This window comes from Leifsonia sp. NPDC056665 (genome assembly GCF_042791795.1).
Lineage (GTDB): Bacteria > Actinomycetota > Actinomycetes > Actinomycetales > Microbacteriaceae > Leifsonia.
The window spans coordinates 89,699-100,959 of the sequence record NZ_JBHTXK010000015.1 but is presented as its reverse complement, the minus strand read 5'-3'; the positions used below and the strand labels follow the sequence as shown (position 1 = coordinate 100,959).

The following is an 11,261-nucleotide window of genomic DNA, read 5'->3' as shown; positions in this document are numbered from 1 at the left end:
ACGTTAACGCCCCTAAAACGCGGTTTTAGGGGCGTTAACGTGCCCTTCGGCGGGTAGTGGTGGGGGTCAGCGGGTGCGGATGCGGCGGGCCAGGCGCGGGTAGTCGATGACGAGGCCGTCCTCGTCCACGCCGAGGTCAGCGGTGAAGCCGCTGCCGACGCTGCGGTAGCGGACGACGGAGCGCCCGGCTCCCGCGTCGAACGGCTCGGCCGCGCTGTACGCCTGCCGGCTCGCGACCACCGCCAGCGACGGGAGGTCCACCCACGCCATCGTGAGCTCGGTCTCCTCCAGCCCCGCGAGCGCCCCGAGCCGGAGGATCGGCATCGTGTTCGTGACCGGGCAGAGCGCCAGGTCGCAGTCGAGCGCGCCGTCCAGGCTCCCGGGTTCGGCGATCCCCGGAGCCGCCATCGGCTCGTCGTGGAAGCGGTCGTCGCCGTGAGTGTACGACTCGGCGGCCCAGCGGCCGTGACCGTCGCGGGCGAGGACGAGCCAGCGGGTGAATCCGCGGCCGTCGACCGCGACCGACAGGCGGGAGGTCACCCAGCCGGGCCCGGTCTCCAGCGCCCAGCTCGTGACGTAGTCCGTGGTGCGGGAGGTGCCGAGCGCGTCCAGCCGGTCGGGCGCGAAGGTGACGACCGCCGCCTCCAGCCGCTCCGGGTCCTCGTCGCCGACCCACTCCACGTGCCGCACCGCTCCGCGCATCGTGTCCTCCGTCGCTCGTGCGGCCGCTGACGAGGCCGCCCGAGCAGCACGATACGCCCCCGGGACCCGCCGCGGTCAGGCGGCGATCGGCCCCGCAGGCAGCGGCTCCGGCGCGGGCGGCCCGACGTAGCGCGACGACGGCCGCAGGATCTTGCCGTCCGCCGCCTGCTCCAGGATGTGCGCGGTCCAGCCGACGACGCGCGCCACCGCGAACGTCGGGGTGAACAGCTCGCGCGGGATGCCGCACAGCTCCATCACGACGCCCGCGTAGAACTCGACGTTCGTGTGCAGCCCGCGCCCGGGCTTGAGCTCCTCGAGGAGCTGCTGGACGCGCTCCTCGACCTGCACCGCGAAGTCCACCCGCTCGCCGCCGAAGCCCTGCGCGACCTCCCGCAGCAGCACCGACCGCGGGTCCTCCGTGCGGTAGACCGCGTGGCCGAAGCCCATCACCCTGCCGCCGGAGCGCACGGTCTCGGTGATCCACGCCTCGATCCGGTCGGGCGTCCCGATCGCGTCGAGGGTGTCGAGCGCGCGGCTGGGCGCGCCGCCGTGCAGCGGGCCGGACAGGGCGCCGAGCGCGCCGTCCACCGCCGCCGCGACGTCCGCGCCCGTGGACGCGATCACCCGGGCGGTGAAGGTGGATGCGTTGAAGCCGTGGTCGATCGCAGCCGTCAGGTAGGCGCTGAGCGCGTGCTCGTGCGCGGCGTCCGGCGTGCGGCCGGTGATCAGGCGCAGGTAGTCGGCGACGTGGCCGAGGTCGTCGCGTGGCTCCGGCGGCGTCCTGCCCTCCGCGAGGGCGTGCAGCGACGCGAGCAGCACGGGCGTGACCGCGGCGACCCGGATCGCGTCGCGCAGCCGGGCGTCCTCGTCCTCGTCGTAGACAGGCCGCATCCCGTCCGCGGCGGCGACCGCGGCGAGCGCCATCCGGAGCCCGGCCAGCGCGTCGCCATGCGCCGTCAGGCGCGCAATCGCGGGCAGCAGTTCGGCGACCGGCTCCGGGAGGCGGCGAGCCTCCGCGATTCGGGCCCGGAAGTCCGCCAGCTCCTGCGCGGACGGCAGCTCGCCGAACAGCAGCAGGTACCAGGCGTCCTCGAACGTGCGCTCGCGTGCCAGGTCGATGGCCGAGTACTGGCGGTAGTGGTAGAACCCCTCGTGTCCGCGGACGTCGCCGAGCGCGGTGGTGGCGGCGACGACGTTGGTCAGTCCGCGCGGGACGTCGATGAGGGTGTCGTTCATGCGGTCCATGCCAGTAGTGTGAACGTGGATTGTACGCACGTCAACGTTGATCGGATCAATATGAGCGACCTCCCGCGGCTCACCGCCGAACAGACCGCCGAGCGCCTCGGCGTGAAACTGGAGACGCTGTACGCTTACGTCGCGCGCGGTCTGCTCACCCGCGAGCGCACCGCGGCCGGCTCGAGTTTCGACCCGCTGGAGGTGGAGGCCTTCGCCTCGGCGCGCCGCCGCCGCGCCTCCCCCACGCCGGCACGCTCGGAGGGCCGCCCGCTGATGGTGATCGAGACGGACTTCGCGCTGATCGACGACGGCGAGCTGTACTACCGCGGCCGCCCCGCCGCGGAGCTGGCGCGGGAGCCGTTCGAGGTCGTCGCGCACTGGGCGCTCACCGGGCGGTGGGATCCGTCGGTGAGGTTCGCGCCCGGCCCCGGGCTGGACGCCGCCCGCCGCGTCGCGGAGGCCCTCCCGCCCGGTGCGGGAGACCGCGACCGGCAGCTCGTCGCCGTCACCGCCCTGGCCGCGGCCGACCCGCTCCGCACCTCCCTCGATCCGGAGGCCGTGGCGGGCGCCGCCGAACGGCTGATCGCGGGCATGGTCGCGGTGCTGCCGGTGAGGTCCGCGCCCGTGGATCCGACCCTCGCCGCCGAGCTCTGGTCGCGTCTCTCCCCGCAGACCCCGTCCCCCGAAGCGCTGCGCACCCTCGACGCCGCCCTCGTCCTCCTCCTCGACCACGACCTCGCCGTCTCCACGCTCGCGGCCCGCGCCGCCGCCTCCGCGCGCGCCACCCCGTACGCCGTGGTCGTGGCGGGCCTCGGCGCCCTCGACTCCCCGCTGCACGGAAACGCCAGCCGCGCCGCCCACCGGATGCTCGCCCGCGTCGCCGCAGGCGAGGAGCCCGCCCGGGTCGTCGCCGACGCCGTCGTCGACGGGCGCGGCCCCGTCCCCGGCTTCGGCCAGCCGCTCTACCCCGCCGGCGACCCGCGCGCGCGCATCCTGCTCGGGATGCTCGCCGGCGTCCCCGGCGCCGAACCGGTCGTGGCCGCCGTCGACGCCTTGGCCGCGCTGCTGCGCGACCGCACCGGCGCCGCCCCGAACGTGGACCTCGCCCTCGCCGCCCTCTCCCTCGCCGCCGGTATGCCCGACGACGCCGGCGAGGTCATCTTCGCCACCGCCCGCACCGCCGGCTGGACGGTACACACCCTCGCCGAGTACCGCGAACCCCCGCTCCGCCTCCGCCCCCTCGGCCGCTACACCCCGCCGAAACGTGACTAATCGCGGGAATCCGACCCCGGATTTCCGCGATTAGTCACGTTTCGAGCGGTCAGCGGCGGAGGGCTCGGCGGGCCAGGCGGTTGCCTACGAACTGGGCGAGTTGGACCAGGGCGACGATCGTCAGGACGGCGACCCACGTCACGACCCAGTCGTAGCGCTGGTAGCCGTACGAGATGGCGAAGTCGCCGAGGCCTTCGCCGCCGAGGCTGCCGGCGACGGCGGACAGGTCCACGATCGCGACGAACACGAACGTGTAGCCCAGGATGAGCGGGCCGAGCGCCTCCGGGATGAGCAGGGTGGAGATGATCCGCCACGGGCTCGACCCCATCGCGCGCGCCGCCTCGATCACACCGGGGTCGATCGTGACCAGGTTCTGCTCGACGATGCGGGAGATCGCGAACGTCGCCGCGATCGTCATCGGGAAGATCGCCGCGGGCGTGCCGAGGAACGTCCCCAGCACCGCCTGGGTCAGCGGCGCCACCGCCGTCATGAAGATGATGAACGGGATCGGCCGGACGAAGTTCACCAGCACGTTCAGGACCGCGGACAGCACCCGGTTCTCCAGCAGCCCGCCGGGCCGCGTCGCGTACAGCAGCACGCCGAGCGCGAGCCCGAGCACACCGCCGAGCACGAGCGTCGCCACCACCATCCACAGCGTCTGCCCGATGGACGTCAGGTACACCGGCCAGAGCGTCGACCAGTCGGTCATGCCGCCACCTCCTCGACCTCGGTCACCGTGCGGAGCTCCGCGACCAGCGCGTCCACCGCCTCCGGCTCGCCGAGCAGTTCGAGGGTGAGGCTCCCGAACGAGCGGCCCTGCAGCGCCGAGATGCCGCCGTAGACGATCTCGAACCGCACGCCGTGCCGCCCGACCGCGTCGGACAGCACCGCGCCGAGACGGCCGTCGTCGTGGATGCGCGCCGAGACGATCCGGCCGGCGTGCTTGCCGCGCAGCCGCTCGAGGTCGGCCTCCCCCGGCTGGTTGCGGAGCACGGTGCCGACGAAGCGCTGCGACGTCGCGGTCTGCGGATTCGAGAACACGTCGAACACGGTTCCGAGCTCGATGATCCGGCCGGAGTCGAGCACGGCGACGCGGTCGGCGATCGAGCGGACGACCTCCATCTCGTGCGTGATGACCACGATCGTGACGCCGAGCTCGGCGTTGACCCGCTTGAGCAGCGCGAGCACGTCGGCGGTGGTCTCCGGGTCGAGCGCGCTGGTCGCCTCGTCGGCGAGCAGGATGGCCGGGTTCGTCGCGAGCGCCCGGGCGATCCCGACGCGCTGCTTCTGGCCTCCGGAGAGCTGGTCGGGGTACGCCCAGGCCTTCTCGGTCAGGCCGACGAAGGCGAGCAGCTCGGTCACACGCTGCTTCCGCTTGTCGGCGGCCCAGCCCGCGACCTTCAGCGGGTAGGCGATGTTCGCGAACACGGTGCGCGAGCGGAACAGGTTGAACTGCTGGAAGATCATCCCGATCCCCGCCCGCACGCTCCGGAGGTCGCGCTCGCGCAGCATGGTCAGGTCGCGGCCGTCGACCACCACCGAGCCGGAGGTCGCGTGCTCCAGCGCGTTGATCAGCCGCACCAGCGTGCTCTTGCCCGCGCCGGAGTAGCCGATGATGCCGAAGATCTCGCCGCGCTCGATGGTCAGGTCGATGTCCGTGACGGCGGAGACCGCGGCGTCGCCCGAGCGGAAGCTCTTGGTGACGCCGCGGAACTCGATGAGGGCGCTCACGCCTACTTCGCCGCCGTGATGGACTTCTCCAGCGAACGCAGGATCGCGATCAGGTCGGCCTGCGGCTTCTGCACGATCACGGCGGTGTTCTTCGAGTCGGCGAGCACGGCATCCTGCACGGCCTTCGAGTGGTACAGGTCGGCGATCTTCAGGAAGGTCGCGTTGTCCTTGTCCTTCGCGCGGGCCACGAACGCGTTGATGTACGGCTCGGCCGCGGAGCTCTTCGGGTCGTCGTGGAAGAGCGCCGAGTTCGGGTCGATCCCCGCGGGACCGACGAACGTGTTGTTGATCACGGCCGCGGCCGCGGAGTCGAGCGCGGGGGCGGTCTGGGCGGCGTCCACCGGGATGACCGTCACCTTCGACGCCGCTGCGTCGATGTCGGCGGGCGTGGACAGCGTGTTTCCGCCGTTCTTCAGCTTCAGGAGGCCGGCCTGCTGGAGCACGAGCAGCGCGCGGGCCTGGTTGGTGGGGTCGTTCGGGATGGCGACCTGGGCCCCGGCGGGCAGCTCCGCGAGCGACGAGTACTTCTTGGAGTACACCGAGAGCGGCACGACGAGCGTGGACGCGAGCGGCACGAGGTCCTGGTGCGCCTGCACGTTGTAGTTCGCGAGGAACTGCAGGTGCTGGAAGAGGTTGAGGTCGAGCTGCCCGTCTGCGAGGGCGGGATTGGCCTGCGTGTAGTCCTTGAACCCGACGACCTGGATGTCGATGCCCTCCTTCGCGGCCGCCTTCTCCAGCACGGGCCAGTACGGCGCGGACTGTTCGGTCGTCCCGATCTTCACCGTGACGCTCGTGGCCGCGGCGTCGGCCGAGCCGGTGCTGTTGGCGTTGACGACCGCGACGACACCGCCCACGATGGCGAGGACCGCGACGACGGCGATGCCGACGATCCACGGGGTCGCGGAGCGCTTCGGCTTCTCGGGGAGCGCGGGGACGGTTCCGGGCGGGGTGGCGTCGGGCATGGCTGTGCCTCTCTTGTGAAGGGGTGGGATGTGCCGGCGGACGGTTGGCGGCACATCGAGCCTTCCAAGTGAGGATCGGGAGGGCAAAACGCGTTCCGAAATATGACGACGCGAGTCCGCGCCGTCAGATTTCGGATCTTAGGTGCGAACGCTCTGGCCGGGGGCAACGACCTTCGGAAGAATCGGGGGTACGTGTGCGCCGGAAGCCATTGGGGGACCTCCGGCGCACACCGCACCACTGCCGATCACGCGGGCTGCGCCGCCGACGCCAGGATGCGCACCATGTTGCCCGACGGGTCGCGGAAGGCGCAGTCGCGCGGGCCCCACGGCTGGTCCTTCGGCTCCTGGAGCACTTCGGCGCCGCTGGCGCGCACGCGCTCGAACACGCCGTCGAGGTCGTCCTCGGCGCGGAACACGACGTTCGTCAGCACACCCTTGGCGACGAGCTCCTGGATGGCGTCGCCGTCGGACTGGGACCGGCCGGCGTACGGGTCGGAGAGCACGATCTCCGTGCCCGGCTGCCCCGCGACCCCGAGGGTGATCCAGTGGTGGCCGCCCGACTCGACGTCGTTGAGGACGTCCAGCCCCAGCGCGTCACGATAGAACGCGAGCGACTCCTCGGGGTTCGTGACGGTGATGTGCGAGTACTGAAGCGAAATGGTCATACCGTCACTCTAGGAATGCGGCGCCGGCGGCGCTTCTCCATTCCTGCTCGACTGTTCGCGGTCAGCCGTCCCTGCTTATCCGGGGATCGGCTTCGAGCGCACCGGCCGCGTGCGCTGCTTCGCGATGCAGTTGGGCATCGCGAGCACGGCGCGGTGCTCGCGGGTGCGGTAGCTCGTCGGCGACTCCCCCACCACCTCGGCGAACTTCGAGCTGAACGAGCCGAGCGACGTACAGCCGACCGTCATGCACGCCTCGGTGACGGTCATCCCCTCGCGCAGCAGCGCCATCGCGCGCTCGATCCGCCTGGTCATCAGGTAGCTGTAGGGGGTCTCGCCGTAGACGGCCCGGAACCGGCGCGAGAAGTGCGACGGCGACATGTAGGCGGACGCGGCCATCGTCGGGACGTCGAGCGGCTCGGCGTACTCGCGATCGATCTTGTCGCGCGCTCGTCGCAGGATGACGAGCTCCTCCAGTTCCTCCGGGGACACGCCTCCACCGTAGCTCTCAGGCCCGCGCCTCACCAGCGCCTTCACCCGCGGCGACGGTGGGGACGTGCTGCTGCCGAGGCTCGACCAGCCGGATGAACGCGCTGAGCTCGCCCACCCCGGCCGGCGTCGTCGGCAGGAACTCGGTCAGCTCGGGCGAGTGCACCAGGTACGCCGCCCACTTGGCCCGGGAGATCGCGACGTTGAGCCGGTTCTTCATCAGCAGGAACGACATCCCGCGCGGCACGTCGGCGGCGGACGAGGCGGCGAGGCTGACGATCGCGACGGCGGCCTCCTGGCCCTGGAACTTGTCGACCGTCCCGACCCGCACCTGCGGGAAGCCGGCCGCGTCGAGCAGCTCGCGCACCTCGGCGAGCTGGGCGTTGTACGGGGTCACGACGATGACGTCGTCCTGCCCCAGCGGCGCATCCTCCACGCCGGCGGCGGGGTCGCTCCAGGAGCGGCCGATCAGGTCGTCCACGATGCGGACGACGGCCGCGGCCTCCTCCGGCGACGCCGTCGCGTTGCCGACGTGCTCCACCGGGACCGGGTGCAGACCGGGCTCGACGCCGCCGAGCTCCCGGTCGCGGGTGCTCGGGTACGCGTGCAGCCGGCCCTCGTACGACAGCCGCGACACCGACTCCGCCAGAGCGGGGTGCATCCGGCGGCTCTCGGCGAGGAAGTAGCCGAGCTCGGCCGGGAGCACGTCGTGCCCGGCGCTCACCCAGCCGAGGGCGGAGCCGTCGACCGGCTCGGGATGGCTGCCCTGGCTGACCTGCGGGAGCTGCTGCGGGTCGCCGAGCAGCAGCAGGTTGCGTGCCGCCACGCCGACCGCGATGGTCGACGCGAGCGAGAACTGGCCGGCCTCGTCGACCACGAGCAGGTCGAGGCTCCCACGCGGGATGCGCGCGGCGTTGGCGAAGTCCCAGGCCGTGCCGCCGAGGACGTAGCCGCGGCCCTCGCGCTCGGCCGCGAACTCGAGGTGCCCGTTCCGGCGCAGCGGCGTGAACCGGGGCTCCTCGGCCGCGCCGCTGGGCCCCTTGCCACCGCTGGGCACCTTGCCGACGAGAGCCGGGTCGAGCCCGGTGTCCACGACGCGGTCGAGCAGGTTCTCGACCACCGCATGCGACTGCGCGACCACGCCGACGCGCCAGCCGTGCTCGGCGACGAGGCGGGCGATCACGTGGGCTCCCAGGTAGGACTTGCCGGTCCCGGGAGGTCCCTGCACCGCCAGGTACGAGGCGTCGAGGTCGAGCAGGCTCGCCGTGACGGCGGCGATGCGCCCGCTGCCGTCTTCGGGCCCCTCGGGAGCCAGCGCGCCGGAGCGCGTGCGCGGCGGGGTGCGCCGCAGCAGGTCGACGGTGGCGTTCACGGGCCAGCGGTCGTGCTGACGCGCGGCCAGCAGGTCCGTGCCCCACTCGCGCACCGCTTCGGCGAGCGGACGCGTGTTGGGCGGCGGCGGCGGGGTGAGCGCCATCGGGAGGTGGGGGTACGCCTCCACGTCCTCCGGCAGCGTCTCGCGCACCAGCACCGAGCCGTCGTCGGTGACCGCGATGACGGCGGCGCTGCGCACCGTGCGCGCGCCGGGCTGCGCGCGCAGCAGCCGGAACGGGCCGGGGTACTCGTAGAGCAGGAACGGTCCGGAGTTCTCGCTCACCCGCACCGCGCTGCCCGCGCCCCACTGGCCCGATAGCTGCAGCTCGCGCCGCTCCACCCGCTGGCCCTCGTCCAGATACCAGTCGCGCACCACGCGCACGGACTCCACCACCAGCACGTCGCGGGTGTCGGCCCACTCCTCCACCGGCTGGATGAGCCGGGAGAAGTGGCTCTGCCAGAAGCTCTTCTGCTCGCGCCGGTGGAAGTCGATCGCGGCGGCGGCGAGCGCCACCGCCTCCCGGTCGGGCGTGCGGTGCGGGTCCAGCGGGTCGCCGGCGAACGCGAGCAGCCCCGCGCGTAGCGGGGACTCCTCCGGCGCCGGCTCCAGCTCCTCCAGCGGCGCGGCGCCGATCGGGACGCCGGCCTCGGCGGCGCGGGCGAGCAGCCAGTCGCGGAGGCGGAGCGTCGACACGCAGTCGTAGCGGTTGTAGTCGCCGAGCGCGTCGAGCAGCGGCTGGGCCTCGTCGAAGCGGCCGAGCGCGATCAGGTCGCGGGCGTTCGCGTACTCGGTGATGGAGTCAGCGCCATTCGTGACCTCGCTCTGCCGCAGCTCGGAGCCCATGTAGAGCGGCTCCAGCTTCTTGATGGAGTACGACCGCGATCCGACGCGCACCGACTTGCGCACGAGCGGGTAGAGGTCGACCATCACGTTGTCGCGCAGCAGGCCGTCCACCTCCGCCTCGCCGACGCCGTGCCGAGCGGAGATCGACAGCAGGTGGGTCTGCTCGTAGGCCGCGTAGTGGTAGATGTGCATGCCGGGATACGCGGCGCGACGCTCGCGGACGAACTCCAGGAAGCGCTCCAGCGCCGCGCGCTCCTCGGCGAAGTCGTGCGCCCAGAACGCCGTGAACCTGGCGTCCTGGTCGACCAGCCCGAACAGATAGTCGAGGTTCCAGCGCTCGCCGGCGCCCTCCGTGTAGAGCGGGTCGCCCTCGAAGTCGAAGAAGATGTCGCCCGCGTCGGGCTCCGGGAGGACGGCGAGCACCGGCGCGTTGAAGACGCGCACCGGCGGCGGCGCGCCCTCCACGGCCTTCAGTTGCAGCCGGGCCTGCTCGCGCAGCCCCGAGAGCGTGCCGTCGGGGATGCCCTCGACCGGGCCCGTCGAGGCAGCGAGCGCGTCGATGGTCGTGATGCCCGCCGCGGCGAGGCGCTCGCGCTGCGTGACGCGCATCCCGGCGACCAGCAGGACGTCGTGGGCGGCGATGATCTCCGCGTCGCAGGTGTCGCACCGGCCGCAGACCGTGAACCGCGGGTCGCCCCACCGCACTGGGCCGGGGTCGGCGACGTGCGCGGCGATGATGTCGAGCAGCCGGGCTCGGCGCTTGCCGTAGACCGGCTCGATGTCGGAAAGCCGGTGCTCGCTGACCGAGCCGTCGCCCAGCAGCAGCTCGACAGTGCCGTCGACCTCCACCGCGCCAGCCCCGTCGATCGCGGTGCGCCGGAGCTGATCGGCGTAGGCCGCGAGCTGCAGCAGCGCGGTGACCCGGGCGCTGCGGGCGAGCTTGGAGTCCTGGACGCGGTAGCGGCCGTCGGGCAGCCGCACGATGAAGTCGGCGAAGCCGACGAACGACCCGTCGAAGAAGGTGGCCTGGAAGACGACCTCGCTGCCGCGGGCGAACGCGTCAGCGGTGAGCCGCACCGCCTCCGCGAGGCTCTCGGCGGTCAGCGACTCGGGCCGCGCGATCTCCGCGACGCCGTCGCCGAACCGCTCGCGGTAGCGCTCCAGGATGTGGTGCTCCTGCTCGTCGCCCAGCCGCGACGAGCGCACGTACATCGGATCCTCGACAACTTCGGTCTTCTCCAGCCGGCCCAGCTTGACGTCGAGCGTCCGCAGGAAGGCGAACTCGCACTTGGACGCCTCGGTCAGATCGCTTGCACTGGTGACGATCACACCGTCGAGTAGGAACACACCGCTACGCTATCGGCGGCCGCCGACATCCCGCCCGTGCCCGCGCCCGTGCCTCGGCGCCTCAGCCCTTGGCCGCAGCCTTCATCGCGCGCTTGTGCTCGCGCACCTTGGTGAGCGACTCCGGGGAGACGATGTCGGCGACCGAGCGGTAGCCCTCCGTGCCGTAGTCGCCCGCGGCCTCCCTCCAGCCGGGCGCCTGGAGGCCCTTCTGCTTGCCGAGCAGCGCCAGGAAGATCCTCGCCTTCTGGTCGCCGAACCCGGGCAGCGCCTTCAGCCGGCGCAGCACCTCCGCACCGCTGGGGTCGCCCTGCGTCCAGATCGCCGCCGCGTCGCCGCCCCAGTCGTCGACGATCGCGGCGGACAGCGACTGCAGCCGGCCGGCCATCGACCCGGGGAAGCGGTGCACCGACGGCGTCTGCTTCATCACCGCGACCAGCTCGTCGGGGTCGAGGGCCGCGATCCCCGCAGGGTCGAGCGAGCCGAGGCGGTCGCGCAGCTTGGCGGGGCCGGTGAACGCGGTCTCCATCGCGATCTGCTGGTCGAGCATCATCCCGACGAGCAGGGCGAACGGGGACTGGTCGAGGAGGGCGTCGGCTTCCGCGTCGCCGGTGATCGTGATGGGCATGGACTCATGCTCCCATC

General features: G+C 72.5%; 10 protein-coding genes. 1 reads left to right on the top strand and 9 read right to left on the bottom strand.

Annotated features, from left to right (window positions below):
- Positions 1 to 66: 66 nt before the first annotated feature.
- The gene (locus tag ACFQ9V_RS14560; protein WP_382459843.1) at positions 67 to 702 is read right to left on the bottom strand and encodes a putative glycolipid-binding domain-containing protein; all 636 of its coding nucleotides are present in this window, start codon (positions 700 to 702) and stop codon (positions 67 to 69) included.
- A 75-nt stretch (positions 703 to 777) separates the two neighbouring features.
- On the bottom strand, positions 778 to 1,947 hold the full coding sequence (locus tag ACFQ9V_RS14555; RefSeq protein WP_382459842.1) for a citrate synthase: 1,170 nt from the start codon (positions 1,945 to 1,947) through the stop codon (positions 778 to 780).
- 51 nt (positions 1,948 to 1,998) lie between these two features.
- On the opposite strand from ACFQ9V_RS14555, the gene ACFQ9V_RS14550 reads away from it, so the two are divergent.
- Positions 1,999 to 3,210, top strand: coding sequence for a citrate/2-methylcitrate synthase (locus ACFQ9V_RS14550; protein WP_382459841.1), 1,212 nt, complete (start codon positions 1,999 to 2,001; stop codon positions 3,208 to 3,210).
- Between the two features lie 49 nt (positions 3,211 to 3,259).
- On the opposite strand, the gene ACFQ9V_RS14545 is transcribed toward ACFQ9V_RS14550, so the two are convergent.
- The 7 genes from ACFQ9V_RS14545 to ACFQ9V_RS14515 all read right to left on the bottom strand — a co-directional run bounded on the left by ACFQ9V_RS14545 (position 3,260) and on the right by ACFQ9V_RS14515 (position 11,244).
- Entirely contained in the window at positions 3,260 to 3,919 is a 660-nt protein-coding gene (locus ACFQ9V_RS14545; protein WP_382459840.1) for a methionine ABC transporter permease, read from the bottom strand.
- Positions 3,916 to 4,941: a methionine ABC transporter ATP-binding protein gene (locus ACFQ9V_RS14540; RefSeq protein WP_382459839.1), complete on the bottom strand. Its 1,026-nt coding sequence runs from the start codon at positions 4,939 to 4,941 to the stop codon at positions 3,916 to 3,918. Before ACFQ9V_RS14540 ends, ACFQ9V_RS14545 begins: the two co-directional genes overlap by 4 nt.
- 2 nt (positions 4,942 to 4,943) lie before the next feature.
- Positions 4,944 to 5,903: a MetQ/NlpA family ABC transporter substrate-binding protein gene (locus ACFQ9V_RS14535; RefSeq protein WP_382459838.1), complete on the bottom strand. Its 960-nt coding sequence runs from the start codon at positions 5,901 to 5,903 to the stop codon at positions 4,944 to 4,946.
- Positions 5,904 to 6,148: 245 nt separating this feature from the next.
- The gene (locus ACFQ9V_RS14530; protein ID WP_382459837.1) at positions 6,149 to 6,568 is read right to left on the bottom strand and encodes a VOC family protein; all 420 of its coding nucleotides are present in this window, start codon (positions 6,566 to 6,568) and stop codon (positions 6,149 to 6,151) included.
- A gap of 75 nt (positions 6,569 to 6,643) precedes the next feature.
- Positions 6,644 to 7,057, bottom strand: coding sequence for a helix-turn-helix transcriptional regulator (locus tag ACFQ9V_RS14525; protein WP_382459836.1), 414 nt, complete (start codon positions 7,055 to 7,057; stop codon positions 6,644 to 6,646).
- A 16-nt stretch (positions 7,058 to 7,073) separates the two neighbouring features.
- Positions 7,074 to 10,619, bottom strand: coding sequence for a TM0106 family RecB-like putative nuclease (locus ACFQ9V_RS14520; protein WP_382459835.1), 3,546 nt, complete (start codon positions 10,617 to 10,619; stop codon positions 7,074 to 7,076).
- 61 nt (positions 10,620 to 10,680) lie between these two features.
- Positions 10,681 to 11,244, bottom strand: coding sequence for an HhH-GPD-type base excision DNA repair protein (locus ACFQ9V_RS14515; RefSeq protein WP_382459834.1), 564 nt, complete (start codon positions 11,242 to 11,244; stop codon positions 10,681 to 10,683).
- Between the last annotated feature and the right edge of the window lie 17 nt (positions 11,245 to 11,261).

Excerpts from the sequence above, each read along its gene's own strand:
- ACFQ9V_RS14545 (WP_382459840.1), bottom strand. The coding sequence starts at position 3,919 with ATGACCGACTGGTCGACGCTCTGGCCGGTGTACCTGACGTCCATCGGG.
- ACFQ9V_RS14535 (WP_382459838.1), bottom strand. The coding sequence starts at position 5,903 with ATGCCCGACGCCACCCCGCCCGGAACCGTCCCCGCGCTCCCCGAGAAG.
- ACFQ9V_RS14560 (WP_382459843.1), bottom strand. The coding sequence starts at position 702 with ATGCGCGGAGCGGTGCGGCACGTGGAGTGGGTCGGCGACGAGGACCCG.
- ACFQ9V_RS14515 (WP_382459834.1), bottom strand. The coding sequence starts at position 11,244 with ATGCCCATCACGATCACCGGCGACGCGGAAGCCGACGCCCTCCTCGAC.
- ACFQ9V_RS14550 (WP_382459841.1), top strand. The coding sequence starts at position 1,999 with ATGAGCGACCTCCCGCGGCTCACCGCCGAACAGACCGCCGAGCGCCTC.
- ACFQ9V_RS14555 (WP_382459842.1), bottom strand. The coding sequence starts at position 1,947 with ATGGACCGCATGAACGACACCCTCATCGACGTCCCGCGCGGACTGACC.
- ACFQ9V_RS14530 (WP_382459837.1), bottom strand. The coding sequence starts at position 6,568 with ATGACCATTTCGCTTCAGTACTCGCACATCACCGTCACGAACCCCGAG.